This is a genomic window from Rhodococcus sp. 06-1460-1B (assembly GCF_002258475.1).
Lineage (GTDB): Bacteria > Actinomycetota > Actinomycetes > Mycobacteriales > Mycobacteriaceae > Rhodococcoides > Rhodococcoides fascians.
This window is the reverse complement of sequence record NZ_NOYS01000041.1, coordinates 31,362-50,271: the sequence shown is the minus strand read 5'-3', so window position 1 is coordinate 50,271 and position 18,910 is coordinate 31,362. Positions and strand designations below refer to the sequence as shown.

Sequence of the window (18,910 nt, the reverse complement as noted above, 5' to 3'; positions counted from 1 at the left end):
TGGAAGGACCTGCCCATGGCCAACGAGGCCACTTCGACCGCTGGTTCGTCTCGTGCGAACCCGCCGGTCTCGTCTCCCGCAGCCACCCGCCGCGCCGTCTACAACACACTGCGTGGGTCGTCGGGCAACCTCGTCGAGTGGTACGACGTGTACGTCTACACCGTCTTCGCGACGTATTTCGAGAATCAGTTCTTCGACTCGGCGGACAAGAATTCGACCATCTACGTCTACGGGATCTTCGCGGTCACGTTCCTGATGCGTCCGGTCGGTTCGTGGTTCTTCGGACGCTACGCAGACCGGAACGGTCGCCGAGCCGCACTGACATTCAGCGTCTCGCTGATGGCGGCCTGCTCGATGGTCATCGCGTTCACCCCCGGCCGGGAGAGCATCGGTGTATGGGCCGCGGTCATTCTGATTCTGTGCCGTCTGGTGCAGGGCTTCGCCACCGGTGGTGAGTACGGAGCGTCGGCGACATACATGTCCGAGGCCGCCACTCGTGAGCGTCGCGGATTCTTCTCCTCGTTCCAGTACGTCACGCTGATCGGTGGCCACGTTCTGGCGCAGGTCACGCTGCTGCTCATGCAGGTCTTCTTCGAGCGGGAGCAGATCGAGGACTTCGGTTGGCGCATAGCGTTCTTCATCGGTGGCGTCGCCGCAGTGGTTGTCTTCTGGCTGCGCCGCAGCATGGACGAGTCCCTGACGAAGGATCAGCTCGAGGCAGTTCGTAGCGGTGCTGATCAGGCGTCCGGATCTCTCAAGGAATTGGTCGGAAAGCACTGGCGCGCTCTGCTGATCTGTTTCATGGTGACCGCCGGTGGCACCATCGCGTTCTACACCTACAGCGTCAATGCACCCTCGATGATCAAGGCAGCGTACGAGGACCGCGGAATGACCGGGACCTGGATCAACCTGTTCGGGCTGATCTTCCTGATGTTGCTGCAGCCCATCGGCGGTTTGATCAGCGACAAGGTGGGACGTAAGCCTCTGCTGGTCTTCTTCGGCGTCGGCGGCGTGCTCTACACCTACGTGCTCATCACGTATCTGCCGTCGGCGACGTCGGTGGTGCAGTCCTTGGCGCTGGTCTGCGTCGGCTACGTCATCCTCACCGGCTACACCTCGATCAACGCGATCGTCAAAGCCGAATTGTTCCCCTCGCACATTCGCGCCTTGGGAGTCGGCCTCGGGTACGCGCTGGCGAACTCCGCGTTCGGTGGTACCGCTCCGTTGATCTACCAGGCCGCGAAGAACGGTGGGCACGTCGGGTGGTTCATCCTGTACGTGACCGTCGTCATCGGCATCTCGCTCCTGGTGTACATCTTCGTGCTGCGGAACAAGACCGAGACCGTCCTCGACAGGGAGCAGGGCAAGGCCTTCGCGTGACCTGTGACGACTTACAGTGAGTGACATGCTCCGGCCCGCTGCGTTGTTCTCTCGAAGAACAGCTCTGCGGGCCGGTGTCGTGTCGCTGACCGCAGTGGCCATGGGAGCCTGCGCCACGGACCCGCCGATGCAACTGCGCCTGGCGGCGGGCGAGGTGGGCGGCTTCTTCTGGGAGTTCTCCGGCTTGCTGTCCGACGCGGCTGCCGGACTGTCGGAGGTCGAGGTCGTGCCGCTCACGACATCCGGTTCTCTCGACAACCTCGACGCGTTGATCTCCGGTCGTGCCGAACTGGCGATGACACTGATCGACGCCGCATACAGCCACCCGAGTACCGACCTGGCTGCGGTCGGATGCGTCTACGAGAACTACTTCCAGGTCGCTGTGCGGGCGGACTCGACCATCCTCGCAGCGAGTGATCTACGGGGACGACGAGTGAGTACCGGCGCGCCCGGATCGGGGGCGACGGTTCTCTCGCATCGGATCCTCGACGCGGCCGGCGTCTCGGGACCGGATGCAGTTCGTGAAGTTCAATTGTCGATGAAGGCGGCTGCGACCGCGTTGTCCGACAACGAGATCGACGCGGTGATGTGGGCGGGTGGATTGCCGACCCCGGCTTTCGCCGACCCGAGTAGCGAGATCCGCTTGCTCGAATTGGGCAGTCTCGTTCCGAACCTGCGTCGGGCGTTCGGCACCGCGTACGAGGCGGTCCCGGTTCCGGCGAACGTGTACGGCTCGCACCCGGAGGTGACGACCGTCGGAATTCCGAATCTGCTGTTGGCCCACCCCGATGTGCCGAACCGAGTTGTCGCCGCACTGGTGAGCGTTCTGCTCGACCGATCGTCGGCCCTGGTCCCCGGGCAAGCGATCGGCAGCCAATTTCTCGACGCACGCTCACTGGTCATGACAGGCGGTATTCCTCTGCACCCGGGGGCCGAAGAGGAATACCGCGCTCGACACGGTTAGACGGCGGGCACTACCAGCTCACAACCTCGCTGCGAGTCGGTGGTACGCCGCGTTCCATCGGAGAGTCTGCTGAAACCCACGCGTCGTGGTGCCGGAATCGATGGCGAGCAGCTCGACACCGATCATGTCCGAGAATGCCTCCAGCACAGGCAGACCGATGGCGGTACTCAACACCGTGTGGTGGGGTGCGCCTGCGGTCAACCACGATTCGGCCGACACCGACAGTGAGGGCTGCGGTTCCCACACTGCGCATGCCACGGGTAGTTTCGGCAGCGCCTCGTCGGGCTCGACCACGTCGATCACGTTGGCCGTCAATCGGAATCGCTCACCGACGTCGGACAGTCCGACGACGACGCCATGCCCCGGATCGGCCGTGAATCGCAGCCGCACCGGATCCTCGCGGCCGCCGATCGAGAGTGGATGAATTTCCAGTGTCGGACGAGACGTCGTGATGGACGGGCACACCTCCAGCATGTGTGCACCGAGGATCTTCTCCTCACCGGGGACGAGGTGGTAGGTGTAGTCCTCCATGAAGGACGTACCGCCCTCCAGTCCCTCGGCCATGACCTTCATGCCGCGCAACAACATCGACGTCTTCCAGTCGCCCTCGCCGCCGAAGCCGTAACCGTCGGCCATCAGTCGCTGCACCGCCAATCCTGGCAACTGACGCAGGCCGCCGAGGTCCTCGAAATTGGTGGTGAACGCCTTGAACCCGCCGTCGGTGAGGAACTGCCGCATTCCCGCTTCGACGCGTGCGCCGTAGCGGAGGGAGTCGTGACGATCCCCGTCCTTGTCGAGGCTCGGTGAGAGGTCGTAGAGCGACCGATACTCGTCGACTAGTTCCGAGACGGCCGACTCGCTGACGCTGTCGACAACGTCCACGAGATCATTGACGCCGTAGGTGTTCACGGAGACGCCGAAGCGCAGCTGTGCCTCCACCTTGTCGCCTTCGGTCACTGCGACGTCGCGCATGTTGTCGCCGAAGCGGGCCAGTTTCAGCGAACGCAATTCGGCCCGGCCGAGTGCCGCGCGCGCCCACTGTTCCGCCCGCGTCCGTACCGACGGATTGTCGACGTGGCCCGCGATGGTGGTGCGCAGTACGCCGACCCTGGACTCGATGTGCCCGAACTCGCGATCACCGTGCGCAGCCTGGTTCAGATTCATGAACTCCATGTCGATCGTGGACCAGGGCAACGACATTCCGGCCTGCGTGTGCAGGTGCAGCAGTGGAACATCGAGCGCGTCCAGGCCTGCGATCCACATCTTGGCCGGCGAGAAAGTGTGCATCCAGGTGACGACGCCGATGCAGTCCTCGGCGGCGTTGGCCTCCCGCATGCACCGCAGGATCGCGGACGCGTCGAGCAGCACCGGCTTCCAGACGACGGATACCGGCAGTGCGCCGTCGAGTTTGTCTGCGATCTCCCGTGATTGGACTGCCACCTGCTCGAGCGTCTCGGGACCGTAGAGGCCTTGACTGCCGGTGAGAAACCATACTTCGGACATGGAGAATGTACCTTCCGTGGAAAAATGTGGCGCTGATCAGCGCTGGCCGTAGACGTTCTGGTAGCGGTCGTAGAGTGCGTCGACCGACGTGCGGGGGATGGGAAGCGGTTGTCCCAGTTGATATGACAGGTGCACCGATCGGGCCACGTCCTCGCACATGACCGCCGCTTTCACCGCAGATCGGGCCGACGAGCCAACCGCGAAGACGCCGTGGTTCTGCATGAGTACTGCCGGAGAGCGGCTGTCTGCGAGGGTGTCGACGATGCCGCGCCCGATCGAGTCGTCGCCGATCACGGCGAACGGACCCACCGGAATGTCGCCGCCGAATTCGTCGGCGCACATCGTGGTCACGACCGGAATGGGTTCTCCTCGTGCGGCCCACGCCACCGCGTAGGGCGAATGAGTGTGCACCACACCGTTGATATGGTCGAGGTGCCGATAGACGTATGCCTGCGCCTCGGTGTCCGAGGACGGCGCGTGGTCTCCTTCGACCACTCGACCGTGCAGATCGCACACCACCATGTTGCCCGGTGTCAGGTCGTCGTAGGAGACGCCGCTCGGCTTGATGACCATGAGGTCTCGACCGGGAACGCGCGCGGACACGTTGCCCGCCGTCCACACGACCAGTCCGTAGCGCACCAGTTCCGCATGCAGTGCGCACACGTCCTTGCGAATCTCCTCGACGACCTCGCGAACATCGTCGACAACTGTCATTTCGCTTCCAGCTTCCTCGTCAGGGCTGCGCGACGCAGTGATCGCAGCCGGCGCATCGTCGGTACGTCCCGACCGAAGCGATCGTGCAGTTCCAGGTAGATCTCGTACAGCGAGTCGTATGCCTCCGAGCGGGACTCGTCCGGATTGAATGCACCGCGGCGGACCTTGCCCATCGACTTCGACGCCACCGGCACGTCCGGGTAGCAGCCTGCGGCCACTGCCGCGTGGATGGCGGAGCCCAAGGCGGGGCCCTGCGCGGACGCGATGACGGACAACGGCATTCGTAGCACGTCGGCGTAGATCTGCATCAGCAGTGGGTTGCGGGCCAGCCCTCCCGCCACGACGAATTCGTCGACGGGAACGCCGCTGTCGCGGAACGTCTCGACGATGACGCGGGTGCCGAATGCCGTGGCCTCGAGCAGTGCGCGGTACGTGTCCTCGGGCCGCGTCGCAAGCGTCGATCCGATGACCAGACCGGACAGTTCGTGATCGACCAGGATCGACCGATTGCCGCTGTGCCAGTCGAGCGCGACCAGACCGTGCTCGCCCACCTCTTGGGCCGACGCGAGCCGCGTCAGGTATTCGTGCACGGACTCGCCTGCGGCAGTTGCCGCTTCACTGTAGGACGCGGGAACTCCGGTGCGGGTGAACCACCCGAAGATGTCGCCGACCCCGCTCTGGCCCGCCTCGTACCCGTACGACCCCGCGACGATGCCGCCGTCGACGACGCCGCACATACCCGGAACGTCGTTCAACACGGTCGAACTCATGACGTGGCAGGTGGATGTTCCCATGATGGCGACCATGCGGCCCGATTCGACGGCACCCGCAGCCGGGGCCGTGACGTGCGCATCCACGTTTCCGACCGCGACGGCTATGCCCTCGGGCAATCCCGTCCATGCCGCGGCCTCGGCGGTCAACGTGCCTGCACGCGAGCCCAATTCGCCCAGTGGTTGGTCGAGCTTCTCGGCTACGAACCCACCGAACCCGGGCGCGAGCTCGGTGAGGAAATCGACGGAAGGGTACTTGCCGTCCTGATAGATGCCCTTGTATCCCGCGGTGCAGGCATTACGCACGTAGTTTCCGCACAGTTGCCAGACGATCCAGTCGGCCGCCTCGACCCACCGGTCCATGGCCTCGTAGATCTCGGCGTCCTCCTCGTGAATCTGCAGCGCCTTGGCGAATTCCCATTCCGAGGAGATCAAGCCGCCGTAGCGGGGGAGCCAGCTCTCACCGCGACGGGCGGCCAGTTCGTTGATCCGGTCGGCCTGTCCCTGCGCCGCATGGTGTTTCCACAGTTTGACGTATGCGTGTGGGCGATCGACGAACCGCGGGTCTTCGCTGAGCGGCGTGCCGTCCGCGTAGGTCGGCACCATGGTGCATGCGGTGAAGTCGGTCCCGATGCCCACCACCTGCTCCGGCGCGATGCCCGCGGCGGCCATCGCAGCGGGGACGGCGCGGCGTAGGACGTCGCGATAGTCGTCCGGCACCTGCAGAGCCCACGCGTCGGGAAGTCGCACGGTACTGCCGGGCAGGGTCTCCTCGAGTACGGCGTGGCTGTATTCGTGTACGGCAGATGCAATTTCGGCACCATCGGACACACGGACGACTACGGCACGGCCGGAGAGAGTGCCGTAGTCCACTCCTACCGTGTAGCGGTCATTGGACATGCGATTCTCCTTGTTGCGGTGCAACGGTTGTGGACGGTTTCGGTGCAGTGGTGCTGGACGATCGAACGACGAGTTCAGGATCGATGGACGCCTCGGGTGCGGCAGTGTTGTCCAGTGCCGCGCGCAGGACGTCGATTGCGCGTCTGCCGACTTCGGTGAAGTCCTGGCGGACCGTCGTCAGTGGTGGGATCAGGAAAGCAGCCTCGGGGATGTCGTCGAATCCGACGACGGCGAAGTCCTCGGGCACACGGCGGCCGCTCTCGTGGAAGGCGCGCAGCAAGCCGAGGGCCATCTGGTCGTTGGCGCAGAACGCGGCCGTGACGGTGTGGTCCTCGGCGAGGCGGAGCCCGTTCTCGTAGCCGCTGCGTGCGGACCAGTCGCCGCGGAGGACCGGTGTCCACGCCAGCCCGGCCTCGTCGAGCGCATCCTGCCACCCTTGTTCACGGCCGCGGGATTCGGTCCATCCCTGCGGGCCGGACAGATGCACGATGCGTTGGTGACCTGCCTCGATCAGGTGTCGGGTGGCCAACCGAGCGCCGCCGATCTGATCGATGCCCACAGTCCAGGTCGAGGTGGAGGGGTCACCTTCGACGACCACGACGGGAACGACGGACTCCTCCGATCGAGCCGCCGCCACAGCGTCGTCGGTGGCGGCGATCAACACGATGCCCTCGACGCCCTGGTCGTGCAGGTGATGCAGTGCGCCGACGAGTTCGTCGTGTGTCAGCGTTGCGAGACTGACTGCGCTGACGGAGAATCCGGCATCACGTGCCGCGCTCTGCACGGTGCGATGCGTGGTGCTCGGCCCCCAGAACCCGCCTTTGGAGCCGATGATTCCGATCGACGCGGAGCGTTTGGTGGCCAGTGCCCTGGCGGCACGGTTGGGACGATAGCCCAGTTGGTCGATGGCATTCTGTACCCGGTCGCGGGTTTCGGGGCGTAAGTTGTTCTGACCGTTGATGACCCGCGAGACCGTCTGATGGGATACCCCGGCCAATCGGGCGACGTCGGTCATGACGGGTGCCTTACCGTCGATCCCTGTGTTGGTCACCTCTTTCTCGCCGTCAGCAGACGTTGGGCGAGAACGAACACCAGGAGCAGCACTCCGATCGTGATTCGCGTCCACCACGAGCTCAGGGTTCCGTCGAAGGCGATGAAAGTCTGTATGGCACCGAGGATCAGGACCCCCACCAGCGAGCCGAGGACGTACCCGCGCCCACCGGTGAGCAACGTTCCGCCGATCACCACCGCAGCGATGGCGTCGAGCTCCATGCCGACGGCGTTGAGGCTGTAGCCCGACAGTGCGTAGAAGGAGAACAGTAGGCCGGCGAGCGCCGCGCAGAATCCGCTGATCGTGTAGACGCCGACTTTCACGGCCGCCACCTTGAGCCCCATCAGCAGCGCGGACGCCTCGTTGCCACCGATGCCGTAGACCGAACGTCCGAAACGAGTGCAGGCCAACACGTATGCAGCAATCGCCACCGTGACCAGCGCGATCACCACGCTCCAGGTGATGGTGTAGCCGCCGGGTAGTTCGATGACGGCGAATGCGATGGAGGAGAACGTGTCGTCGGTGATCGGGATCGACTCGACACCGATCATGTAGCACAGGCCCCGGGCGAGGAACATCCCCGCGAGTGTGGCGACGAACGGCTGAATCTGCAGGTAGTGGATGAGGGCACCCATGACGGTGCCGAGCACGGCACCGCACAGCAACACCACGGCCATGACCAGCAGCGGTGGCCAGCCCAATTGCAGTGTGCGCGCGGCGATCATCGTCGACAGTGCGACGACGGACCCAACGGAGAGATCGATTCCGCCGGTGAGGATGACGAAGGTCATCCCTACCGCGAGGACGATGAGGAACGAGTTGTCGATCAGCAGTGACAGGAACACCTGTGGATCGGCGAAGCCGCTGTAGCGGAATTCGCCGAGTCCGAACAGACCGACGAACAGCGCGAACGTGGCGATGACCGGCAGAAACCGAGACGGTGGGGAGTACCGTTTCACGCGGTCCCAGGTCGAGGGCGCGGTGCTCGGTGCTGCCGCGGTAGTCGTGGGGGGAGCAGTCATGAGGTCGCTCACGGTCGTACCGCCTTGGTGGAGTCGGTGCGGAACCACGTCCGCAGTGATGCGCGGGCTCGTGGTGACTGCAACAGGCAGACCACGATGATGACGACCGCTTTGAACAGGTAGTTGGCCTCGGAGGGGATACCGACATTGGTGATGGTGCGCGTGAGTGTGCCGATGAGCAGGGCACCGACGACGGTGCCGGCGATGGAGAATCGACCACCGGTCAGAGCAGTGCCGCCGATGACGACAGCGAGGATGGCGTCGAGCTCGATCCACTGGCCCAGACTGTTCGCGTTCACCGAGTTGGTGTTCGCAGCGATGATCAGACCGGCCATTCCCGAGCACACCGCGGCGAACACATAGACCGTCCAGACGATCGTCCGCGACTGGACGCCTGCCAATCTGCTTGCCTCCGGGTTGATTCCGACGGCTTCGACGAGCATCCCCAGTGCGGTCCGCCGGGTCAACAGTGCGGTTGCTGCCACGACCACGAGGGCGATGATCAGTGCCAGTGGAAGTCCGAGAAGCGTGCCCGACGCGAGCGTGCTGAAGGCCGGGTTGTTGACTGTCGTGATGTTTCCGTCGGTGATCAACATGGCCAGGCCACGTCCGGCGACCATCAGAATGAGCGTCGCGATGATGGGTTGAATCCCGAAGACCGACACCAGAAGGCCGTTCCACAGACCCAGCAGCAGACATACTCCCAGTGCCCAGACGACAGCCATGATCATCGTCGTGGTGGCACCCTCGTCCGATGCCGCGACGATGCGAGTACACGCAACGGCGGCAGCGATGACTGCCACTGCGCCCACGGAGAGGTCGATGCCGCGGGTTGCCACCACCAGCGTCATGCCGACGGCCACCAGAATGAGTGGCGCGGAGTTGCGTGCGATATCGACGATATTTCCGAACAGGCCACCGTTTTCGATTCGAATGTCGAGGAAATCCGGTGTCACAACGACATTGACGACGATCAGAGCTATCAGAGCCAGCAGCGGCCAGACGACCGGCTGGGCGAGGGCGGCACGTGCGCGAGCGGGCGCGCCGGCCGATGGTTCGAGGGTTTCGGTCATGATGCGACATTCCTGTCGGTGGTCGAAGTGGCGGCCGCGACGGGTTCGTCGGTGCGCACCCCGGCTGCGATGGTGGCGAGCACGTCGCCGACCGACACACCGTCGTTGATACGTTCGTCGATCTTGCGGTGATCTCGCATGACCACGATGCGGTCACTGAGGCGCAGGATCTCTTCGAGCTCGGCGGAGATGAACACCACCGACATTCCGCGCGCGGCCAGATCGGCCACCAGGGTTTGGATCTGCGCTTTGGCACCGATGTCGATTCCGCGTGTCGGTTCGTCCAGAATCAGAAGTTCGGGTTCGGTGATGAGCCAGCGGGCGAGGAGCACCTTCTGTTGGTTGCCGCCGGACAGGTTGCGCATCAACGCGTTCGGATCGGCGGGCCTGATGTCGAGTGCAGCGATGTACTCCTTGACGAGCTTGGTGCGGGTGGCACGGGGGATGGGACGAAGCCATCCACGCTTGGCCTGCAGAGCGAGCAGCATGTTGTCGGCCACCGTCAGATCGGCCACCACACCGTCGGCCTTGCGATCCTCGCTGGTGAGGGCGATGCGCTGATCGGCGGCCTGGCGTGGACTGCGAATGCGGTGCTTGGTCGCATGCACTTCGATCGATCCCGAGTCCGATCGATCGGCTCCACCGAGCAGGCGAGCAAGCTCGGTACGGCCGGACCCGAGCAGACCGGCGATGCCGACGACCTGTCCCGCATGCAGACGCAGATCGGTTGCTTCCAGTGCGCCCTTGCGTCCGATGCCCAACACTTCCACGACGGGCGTCTGTTCGTCGGAAACCATCACCGGCTCGCGGCTGTCGGGTTCGCGCAAGGTGTCCAGTTCCCGACCGATCATCAATTCGACCAACTCGAACTGCGGAGTGTCGGCGACCAGGCGCTCGGAGACGAGCTTTCCGTTGCGCAGGATCGTCATTCGGTCGGAGATCCGGTAGATCTGGTCGAGGAAGTGCGACACGAAGACGATCGAGGTTCCGTCTTCCCTCAGCCGTTCGATGACGGAGTACAGGGTTTCGACCTCGTCCTTGTCCAGGCTCGAGGTCGGCTCGTCCAGGATGAGGACGCGGGCGTCGACATCGACTGCACGGGCGATGGCGACGAGCTGTTGCACGGCGATCGGATGGTCCCCGAGGACCGACGACGGCTCGATGTCGAGGCCCAGCCGGTCGAGAGTCGTTCTGGCACGGCGGTTCATCGCTCGCGTGTCGATACCGCCGATGGCCCCCAACAGTTTTCCGGGTAGGCGTCGGGGCTCGCGGCCCAGGAGCATGTTCTCTGCGACAGTCAGATTTGGAAGTAGGTTCACTTCCTGGTAGACGGTGCTGATACCTGCAGCCTGGGCCGCGCTCGGCGTCGCGAACTCGTGTTCGGTTCCGTCGATCGTGACCGTTCCGCTGTCGATCGAGTAGACCCCGGTCAGTGCCTTGATCAACGTCGACTTACCGGCACCGTTCTCTCCCATCAGCGAATGCACCTCGCCGGGGAAGAGCCGCAACGACACCCCGTCGAGGGCTCGGACGGCACCGAAGGTGATCGAGATGTCTTTCATCTCCACGAGCGGAGTCGGCTCTGTGCTGGAGATCGGCTCCGCGGTGGGAACGGTGTCGGTATGCATGCGTCGACTTTCAGTACTGGCGGTCGGCGAGTACTGCTGCCGCCTGGTCGGGCGTGAAGGTGGTCTCCTCGGTGACGACCCTCTTGGGAACGTCCTCGCCCTTGACGACCTTGTCCGTGAGCTCCATCAGCTGCGGTCCGAGAAGTGGGTTGCACTCGACGATGAAGTCGATCTTCTTGTCCGCCAGTGCTTGCATTCCGTCCTTGACGGCGTCGACGGTGATGATCTTGATGTCTTTTCCGGGTACCAGCCCGGCTGCTTCGATGGCTTGGATTGCGCCCAGGCCCATGTCGTCGTTCTGGGCGAAGACGACGTCGATCTGGCCTCGATTGGAGTTGAGGAACGACTCCATCACCTGCTTGCCGCCGTCACGAGTGAAATCGCCGGTCTGCGACGCGGTGATCGCGATGTTCGACTGGCCGCCGATGGCGTCGCGGAATCCCTCGGCCCGGTCGATGGCGGGAGCGGCTCCGGTGGTTCCCTGCAGCTCGACCACGTTGATCTTGCCGTCGCCGGTGGTGTCCGCAGTGGCGCTGTTCTGCACCAGCCAATCGCCTGCCTTCTTGCCCTCCTCGACGAAATCGGAGCCGAGGAACGTGGCATACAGCGAATCGTCGGTGGTGTCGACGGAGCGGTCGGTGAGGATCACCGGGATGTTCGCGCGCTTGGCTTCCTGGAGGACCGGCTCCCATCCCGTCTCGACGACGGGGCTGAAAGCGATGACGTCGACCTTCTGCTGGATGTACGTGCGAATCGCCTTGATCTGGTTTTCCTGCTTCTGCTGCGCGTCGGAGAACTTCAACTCCATGCCGGCAGCGCTGGCCGCGTCCTGGATGGAGGTGGTGTTGGCCGTGCGCCATCCGCTCTCGGCACCCACCTGGGAAAAGCCCAGCACCGTTGCGCCGTCACCGCCGCCGGACGCGTCGCCGCCGCCTCCGCTACTGCACGCACTCAGGACGATCGCACCACTCAGAATGAGCGCGCTCGCCGCAAAAATTGTCTTCGACGCCATGGTGATCTCCTCAATGTCGCCACTCCACTGTGACGCGTGCAACACAGTGTGAGCGTTAACATCGGGCCGCGTCAAGACTTGAAACGTTTGAAATCCAAAAATTTGTGAGCGTTCACTCAAGCGTGAAGTGCAGAAAATCTCCACTCGATCACGGACCGGTACGTCTGGCCCGGTCGCAGCACCGCAGAGGGAAAGTTCGGGTGATTCGGTGAATCGGGGAACAGTTGGGGTTCGAGTGCGATGCCGTCGCCTTGGCGCAGCATCGAGCCGCGTCGGGACACATCGCTGCCGTTCAGGAAGTTGCCTGTGTAGACCTGCACTCCGGGCTGATCGGTCCACAATTCCAGTGTCGTTCGACTGCGCTCGGAGCTCAGGATCGCCGCACGCCGATGCCCCGTACCGTCGACGACGAAGTTGTGGTCGACACCCCGGGCGGTCAGCAACTGCGGATGAGTGGCTCGGGCCAGGTCTCCGACTCGTCCGGGCCTGCGCAGATCCAGCGCGGTGCCGTCGACGGATTCGATGGCACCGGTCGGGATTCCCTCGGTGTCGACCGGGGTGTACGTCGAGGCGAACACCTGCAGGGTGTGATCGTCGATGCCATGGCCGTCGAGGTCGAAATATGCGTGCGACGTCAGGTTCACCACCGTCGGCGCGGTGGTCGTTGCCGTCGACTCCAACCGCACGCGATCGGTCGTGACGGAGAACTGGGCCCGCGCACGGACTTCGCCCGGGTAGCCCTGATCGCCGTCGTGGCTGAGCAACTCGAATTCGACCGAATCCGGTGATCGGCCGACCACGGTCCAGTGTCGTGAGTCGAAGCCGTCGGTTCCGCCGTGCAGGTGGTTGGTGCCGTCGTTGATCGTCAGTTGCACCGCCTGCCCGTCGATCTCGAACCGGCCGTCCTTGATCCGGTTCGCGTACCGGCCGACTGTAGAGCCGAAATAGGCAGTGGACGAACGAAGCTCACGCTCGCCCGCCACGCCGACGAGAACGTCGCGGCGCTCGCCGTCTCCTCCGGTCACCGACATTCGTTGCAGGGTCGCGCCGTAGGGGAGTACCTCCACCTCTACCCCGGGCGAACGTCCGATGGTGATGGTCTCGTTGTGAGCGTCGTCGGTAGGCACCGGTCGACGATAGCGCCGAGGAGTAGCGGTGGTCCGCCGATTGCTCCGTACGACGGGCGGCGCACCCGGTATTCGTAGGTGCGCATACTATGGTGTGATGCAGGCCACATCACTGCGCGTTGGTCGTCTCGATGAGATGAAAATAGCTATCGCGCAGGCGATCTCGGTCTGTCGAACGCAGCCGGACACCGTCGAACAGGAGAAATCGTGGCAGACAACAGAGCAGTGACGTACGCCGGACCAGGCAAAGTCGAGGTTCAGGACATTGCTTTTCCAGGCCTGGAATTGACCGACGGACCCGGCGTGAATCCGGCCAACGTCGGCCGCAAATGCGAACACGGCGTGATCCTGAAGGTCGTCTCGACGAACATCTGCGGCAGCGACCAGCACATGGTCCGTGGACGCACGACGGCACCCGAGGGTCTGGTGTTGGGCCACGAGATCACCGGCGAGATCGTCGAGGTCGGACGAGACGTCGAATTCTTGAAGGTCGGCGACATCTGCTCGGTACCGTTCAACATCGCCTGCGGACGGTGCCGAAATTGCAAGGAGCGCAAGACCGGCATCTGCCTCAACGTCAACCCGGATCGACCCGGTTCTGCGTTCGGTTACGTGGACATGGGCGGATGGGTGGGCGGTCAGGCCGAATACGTCATGGCACCGTACGCGGACTTCAATCTGCTGAAGTTCCCCGACCGGGATCAGGCGATGGAGAAGATCCTGGACTTGACCATGCTCTCCGACATCTTCCCGACCGGATATCACGGCGCGGTCACCGCGGGAGTGAAACCCGGTGCGACGGTGTACATCGCGGGTGCCGGTCCGGTCGGTCTGGCGGCCGCGGTCGGCGCACAATTGCTGGGCGCGTCGGTGGTGATCGTCGGCGACATGAACGCCGACAGGCTGGCGCAGGCACGAACGTTCGGCTGCGAGACCGTCGACGTGGGCAAGGGCGCGCCGCAAGATCAGATCGAACAGATCCTCGGTGTCCCGGAGGTCGACGCTGCGGTGGACGCGGTGGGATTCGAGGCTCGCGGCCACGGCGGAGACTCGTCCCACGAAGCACCGGCCACGGTGCTCAACTCGCTGATGGACATCACCACCGCGGGCGGTGGCATCGGAATTCCCGGGCTCTACGTCACCGGCGATCCGGGCGGCGTCGACGAGGCCGCACAACGCGGCGCTCTCTCGCTCAGCCTCGGCACCGGTTGGGCGAAGTCGCTCTCGTTCGCCACCGGGCAGTGCCCGGTGATGAGCTATCACCGAGAACTGATGAATGCCATTGTCAAAGAACGAGTCTCGATTGCGAAAGCGGTGAACGCAACGGTCATCACTCTCGACGACGCCCCCCGCGGCTACCGTGAATTCGACAGCGGAGTCGCACAGAAATTCGTCATCGACCCGCACGGCATGATCGCGAGCTGACAGCGTTCGGCCCAGCACTCGTTCGAGCCACCGCCTCGGAACGCGAGGGTGGCTCGAACGACTGCTGCGCCGAGTCCGGCAGCAGTTCGAGCCACCTATGCTGGGATGATGTTCCTACTTTTCGGTTTCGGCAGCAAACGCAAACACGTCGGCCCTGGCGCAACGCGAAACTGCCCGCGGTGCCACAACACGACCCAGTGGGCGAGAATGAAGCAGTACCAGCAATTCACGCTGTTCTTCGTCCCGGTTGCGCGGTGGAAACGCGTCGAGTTCGAGGAATGCGGAATCTGCGGGGCCGGGGTGTCGATCTGAACGGGCTCGCGCGCCCGTGACGGTGCGGGCGCGCGAACCATCCGGCAGACCGTCGCTCACGCAGGAGCCAGCACCACTACCGAATTGTGTCCTCCCATTCCCAGTGAGGATTTCATCGTCAGACCTGGCTCGGCCGCGGTGAATCCGTCGAGCAACAGCGGGTGTCCGTCGGAGACCTGTGGGGCCGCAGGAACCAGTCCGCGATCGAATCCCATGACGGCAGAGATGGTTTCGACGGCCGACGCCGCGCCTTGGCAATGCCCGGTGAGCGGCTTCACCGAATACACCTGCGCGTGTGAGCCGAGCACCGTCTCCAGCATCTCCGTTTCCGCGGCATCGCACTGAGCGGTGCCTGGCCCGTGCGCATTGAGGTAGCGCACCTGGCGCGCCGTGGCACCGGCGTCCGTCAGGGCGGCTTCGAAGCAGTCCCGTACCTGCGTCAGGGCCGGGTCGATGGACGTCGCGTGGAACGCGTCGTGAGTCATCGAACCGCCCAGTACCCGCGCGTACGCAGCATCGCTACGGTTGGTGAGTACGAAAGCTGTTGCTGCTTCGCCCATTCCGAACCCACGACTACCTTCCTGGAACGGTCGGCAGCCCTCCTGAGGTTCCACGTCGACCACCCCGACGCCGAGCGCGACGAAATGGTCGATGTTCTCCGGCGTCAGAGACAGGTCGGTGGCGACGAAGACGACGTCGTCGACGAAGCCGGTATCGAGCCACATCTTGGCGGTGAGAAGGCCGGCGTTGCCCGACGCGCACATGGCCGAGACGTTCATCGCCGGGCCGTGAAAGCCGTGCTCCTGCATCAGCAGTGATACCGGGGTCGACGGCATCAGCGTCAGGTAGTCGCGCACCCGCCGCACACCGCCGTCCTCCATATAGAAGTTGCGCCACTCGTCCACTTCACCCAGGACGACCGCATGCACCAGACCGACCCGCCGACCGGGCCGCCAGCCCCGAGCGAGTGCGTCGTCGATGGCCTCGCGTGCGGCGCCGCGCAGTGCGCGGCCGAAGCGGCTGGTGCCGTCGTCGGTCTGTCCGCCGTCGGGCACTTTGGCAAGCCACACCGGGTTGCGGCCCGGGTGTGACCGGTTGTGGTGCAAGGTGGCGGCAGCCTTACCGCTGGCCAGACCGGTCCACAATGCGGCCGTACCCCAGCCGTAGCCGGACACTGCGCCGATCCCACTGATGTCGATGCCGTGAGATGTCATGATCGATTCCCGTTCCTTCTCGAGTTGTACGAGCCGTTTTCGGCTGGTTCCTCGATTTAGCCCCGCAAACAAGCACTGGGTCCAGTCGGAAAACGGACATAAGCATCGAACCGTGCAGAAGATTCCGGCTCGGCCCACAAAAGTGGTTGAATCGAGTGTCGACAGACCGCCTACGAACGCGAGGACCACAGATGGCCCCAGGGGAGCGCGACGTCGTCGGCGACCCCGAAGCCGATCCCGGGTCGCCCGGTCTCGCAGATCGTTATCGGGTTCTGATCGAACACTCGCCCGACGCGATCGTCGTCCACAGGCGAGGCAACCTTGTCTACGTCAACCCTGCGGGGCTCCGGTATCTGCGCGCCGACAGTCTCGGTGCGGTGGTGGGCCGTCCGATCACCGACTTCATCGCGGCCGCGTCGATCGGGCCGATGCTCGAGCGCATCGCCGCCCTGGACGTGCACGGAACCGCCAGTTCGGCCTCCGAGGCGGAGGTACTCGCCCTCGATGGATCGACTCTGACCATGGAGGCGGTCTCGGTCCGCACGGTGTGGAACGGAGAACCTGCATTTCAGGTCATCCTTCGCGACCTCACCGAACACAAGGCCGCACAGAAGGCGCTGCACTACCAAGCCGCGTTGGTCGAGCACGTCAGCGACGCCATCGTGGGGGTGTCCTCCGACGGGGTCGTGTCCAGTTGGAATCCTGCCGCGGAGTCGGTCTACCGACGGCGCGCAGCAGATGTGCTCGGCCTCTCCGTATCGAATGCGGTGGGGGTGCCCTGCGACCCGGTGGCCATTCTCGCGGCCGGCGGTCGGCTGTGGGACTCGCATCTGCGCGCGGACGGGACGGCGTTGGCGATGGTGGTCTCCGCGGCCCAGATGCCCGACGGGTGGGTGTTGGTCTGCGCCGACCAGAGTGCCGTCCGCCGGGCCGAGGAGCATTACACCGCCGTGGTGGAATCGCTGGAGGCAGGTGTCGTCGTACTCGACCACGCCGGTCGCATCACGTCGGCGAACCTCGCGGCGAAGACGATCCTCGACATCAAGGTGGGATCGGCGACGACGGGACAGTCCGCTGTGCTGCCGTTCCGGGTGTACGGCACCGATCAGCAACCCATTCGGCGACTCGAGCACCCCGTGGCCGTCACCGGCAGAACCGGGAAGCCGAGCCAGTCGGTGATCGGAGTCGAACGTCGTCGGGACGGACGACATTTCTGGCTGTCTCTGACTGCGACCATGCTCAACTTCGGCGGCCCGTCACCCTCGATCGTGGCAACGTTCGTCGACGTCACCGATGCCTATCGGACGAGCATGAAGCTCGAACACGCGGCAACACACGACGACCTCACCGGGCTTCCCAATCGCCCGCTGATTCTGGCGCGGCTCGACCAGGAGCTGTCCCGGTCGAGTCGGGAGGATGCCATGGCGGTGTTGTTCATCGACCTCGACAACTTCAAGACCATCAACGACCTGCACGGACATACGGTCGGTGATGCCGTACTCGGTATCGTGGCCGCGCGGTTGACGCGGGCTCTGCCCGACGACGCATTCGTCGGACGCATCGGCGGTGACGAATTCGTGGCTGTGGTGCCGTGCTGTGTGGGGTCGGAGGCGGACGACGTCCGGGCGGAACTCGCAACCCCGATCACGACGGCAGACCGAGAACTGACGGTGACCGCCAGTATCGGCTGCGTGACCGTCGACAGTGGTGATCCTCGCACTGCCTTGGACATTCTCGACGATGCCGACCACGAGATGTATCAGGCCAAGCCGGTGTCGCAATACTCGGCGCAGTCGTAGCGTTCGGTAACGAACAGGCACGATTGTGCACTGTTGTTACTCGTGGGGCTCGTGCGTCGTCCATACTTCAGCGGTGATCAGTACCCTGCGCAAGCACGCCCTCGCCATTCCCATGACGCTCGTCGCCGCCGTCGGGCTGTTGTTCGGCGCAGCGGGGTCGGGTAGCGCTGCGCCTGCGGTCACGTACACCATGGTGGCCTTCAGTAACGACAGTGATCGCAACATGGACGTGTACCAGTCCAGCAACGGAACGGACTTCACCACGGTCGCGACCGCCGCGTACACGCCGCCCTCCGGTGTGGTTCGTGACTCCAGCATCTTCCGAGCCGCCGACGGTATGTACTACGTGACTTATACGACGGGCGGCGGCGCGGAGATCGGCTTTGCGCGCAGCGCGAATCGGGTGGACTGGGAATTCTTGCAGAACCTTCCGATCCCGTTCTGCTGCCTGCTTCTGCCCGGGACCGGGGCGGGTACCGGCTCGGCGGGGTCCTCGGAACTCCCGTCACTGTCCCCGTTCACCACCAAGGCGTGGGCACCGGAGTGGTTCGTCGAGGGCGACCGCGTCAGCATCATCGTGTCGTTGTCTGCCGGCGGAGGGTTCGTGCCGTATCTCATGACGGCGACCGATCCCGGCCTGACGACGTGGAGCTCGCCGGTTCCGTTGGCGGGAATCCTCAACGACCACATCGACACCACGGTGGTGAAGGCCGGGTCGACCTACCACGCCTTCACCAAAGGTGAGAGCAACAAGGTCATCGAACACTGGATCGCGCCCGCTCTGGGTGGTCCCTACGTTCGGGACCTCACCTTCCGCGATTTCGGTCCATTGAAGGAAGGGCCCGCCGTCGTCGAGTTGCCCGACGGCACCTGGCGGTTGTACTACGACGACTACACGAACCAGAAGTACTTCTACTCCGACAGCGCCGACCTGAACGGCTGGTCCACACCTCAGGAGCTTCCGGCACTGTCCGGAATCGTTCGCCACATCGGCATCATGAGAGAAGCTGCCTAGC

At 64.3% G+C, this 18,910-nt stretch carries 16 protein-coding genes; 6 read left to right on the top strand and 10 right to left on the bottom strand.

Translation table 11 applies throughout. The features are described from left to right. Positions 1 to 15: 15 nt before the first annotated feature. Both CH268_RS23140 and CH268_RS23135 read left to right on the top strand, forming a co-directional pair. The gene (locus CH268_RS23140) at positions 16 to 1,380 is read left to right on the top strand and encodes an MFS transporter (protein WP_032372988.1); all 1,365 of its coding nucleotides are present in this window, start codon (positions 16 to 18) and stop codon (positions 1,378 to 1,380) included. A gap of 25 nt (positions 1,381 to 1,405) precedes the next feature. Then, positions 1,406 to 2,344 carry a TAXI family TRAP transporter solute-binding subunit gene (locus CH268_RS23135; protein WP_052068625.1) on the top strand — a complete coding sequence of 313 codons (939 nt, stop codon included), beginning with the start codon at positions 1,406 to 1,408 and terminating at the stop codon, positions 2,342 to 2,344. A gap of 18 nt (positions 2,345 to 2,362) precedes the next feature. On the opposite strand, the gene araA is transcribed toward CH268_RS23135, so the two are convergent. From araA to CH268_RS23090, 9 genes are all read right to left on the bottom strand, one after another. Continuing rightward, a complete protein-coding gene (gene araA, locus CH268_RS23130) occupies positions 2,363 to 3,847 on the bottom strand; it encodes an L-arabinose isomerase (protein WP_027496160.1) in 1,485 nt (494 codons plus the stop codon). Positions 3,848 to 3,883: 36 nt separating this feature from the next. Further along, the gene (locus CH268_RS23125) at positions 3,884 to 4,561 is read right to left on the bottom strand and encodes an L-ribulose-5-phosphate 4-epimerase (RefSeq protein ID WP_027496161.1); all 678 of its coding nucleotides are present in this window, start codon (positions 4,559 to 4,561) and stop codon (positions 3,884 to 3,886) included. Next, positions 4,558 to 6,231, bottom strand: a complete 1,674-nt coding sequence (gene araB / locus CH268_RS23120) for a ribulokinase (protein WP_094666015.1) — start codon at positions 6,229 to 6,231, stop codon at positions 4,558 to 4,560. Before araB ends, CH268_RS23125 begins: the two co-directional genes overlap by 4 nt. After that, positions 6,221 to 7,282, bottom strand: coding sequence for a LacI family DNA-binding transcriptional regulator (locus tag CH268_RS23115; RefSeq protein WP_255175832.1), 1,062 nt, complete (start codon positions 7,280 to 7,282; stop codon positions 6,221 to 6,223). Before CH268_RS23115 ends, araB begins: the two co-directional genes overlap by 11 nt. After that, positions 7,279 to 8,316, bottom strand: a complete 1,038-nt coding sequence (yjfF, locus tag CH268_RS23110; protein WP_255182484.1) for a galactofuranose ABC transporter, permease protein YjfF — start codon at positions 8,314 to 8,316, stop codon at positions 7,279 to 7,281. The genes CH268_RS23115 and yjfF overlap by 4 nt, the downstream gene beginning before the upstream one ends. Continuing rightward, on the bottom strand, positions 8,313 to 9,377 hold the full coding sequence (locus CH268_RS23105) for an ABC transporter permease (protein ID WP_094666014.1): 1,065 nt from the start codon (positions 9,375 to 9,377) through the stop codon (positions 8,313 to 8,315). Before CH268_RS23105 ends, yjfF begins: the two co-directional genes overlap by 4 nt. Then, the gene (locus CH268_RS23100; protein WP_094666013.1) at positions 9,374 to 11,005 is read right to left on the bottom strand and encodes a sugar ABC transporter ATP-binding protein; all 1,632 of its coding nucleotides are present in this window, start codon (positions 11,003 to 11,005) and stop codon (positions 9,374 to 9,376) included. Before CH268_RS23100 ends, CH268_RS23105 begins: the two co-directional genes overlap by 4 nt. Before the next feature lie 10 nt (positions 11,006 to 11,015). Next, complete coding sequence (locus CH268_RS23095) at positions 11,016 to 12,017, bottom strand: ABC transporter substrate-binding protein (RefSeq protein WP_032368885.1); 1,002 nt, start codon at positions 12,015 to 12,017, stop codon at positions 11,016 to 11,018. 116 nt (positions 12,018 to 12,133) lie between these two features. Then, positions 12,134 to 13,144: an aldose epimerase family protein gene (locus tag CH268_RS23090; RefSeq protein ID WP_176458034.1), complete on the bottom strand. Its 1,011-nt coding sequence runs from the start codon at positions 13,142 to 13,144 to the stop codon at positions 12,134 to 12,136. Positions 13,145 to 13,351: 207 nt separating this feature from the next. On the opposite strand from CH268_RS23090, the gene fdhA reads away from it, so the two are divergent. Together fdhA and CH268_RS23080 are read left to right on the top strand one after the other, a co-directional pair. Continuing rightward, positions 13,352 to 14,569, top strand: coding sequence for a formaldehyde dehydrogenase, glutathione-independent (gene fdhA / locus CH268_RS23085; protein WP_094666011.1), 1,218 nt, complete (start codon positions 13,352 to 13,354; stop codon positions 14,567 to 14,569). 105 nt (positions 14,570 to 14,674) lie between these two features. Next, positions 14,675 to 14,881 carry a zinc-ribbon domain-containing protein gene (locus CH268_RS23080; protein WP_032368853.1) on the top strand — a complete coding sequence of 69 codons (207 nt, stop codon included), beginning with the start codon at positions 14,675 to 14,677 and terminating at the stop codon, positions 14,879 to 14,881. Between the two features lie 56 nt (positions 14,882 to 14,937). Here CH268_RS23080 and CH268_RS23075 read toward each other — a convergent pair whose 3' ends face one another. Beyond that, positions 14,938 to 16,095 carry a beta-ketoacyl synthase N-terminal-like domain-containing protein gene (locus tag CH268_RS23075; RefSeq protein ID WP_094666010.1) on the bottom strand — a complete coding sequence of 386 codons (1,158 nt, stop codon included), beginning with the start codon at positions 16,093 to 16,095 and terminating at the stop codon, positions 14,938 to 14,940. A 191-nt stretch (positions 16,096 to 16,286) separates the two neighbouring features. Between CH268_RS23075 and CH268_RS23070 the strand changes: the two genes are divergently transcribed. Then, on the top strand, positions 16,287 to 17,894 hold the full coding sequence (locus CH268_RS23070) for a diguanylate cyclase domain-containing protein (RefSeq protein WP_094666009.1): 1,608 nt from the start codon (positions 16,287 to 16,289) through the stop codon (positions 17,892 to 17,894). A 112-nt stretch (positions 17,895 to 18,006) separates the two neighbouring features. Further along, a complete protein-coding gene (locus CH268_RS23065; protein WP_094666191.1) occupies positions 18,007 to 18,909 on the top strand; it encodes an arabinofuranosidase in 903 nt (300 codons plus the stop codon). The last annotated feature ends 1 nt before the right edge of the window (position 18,910 follow it).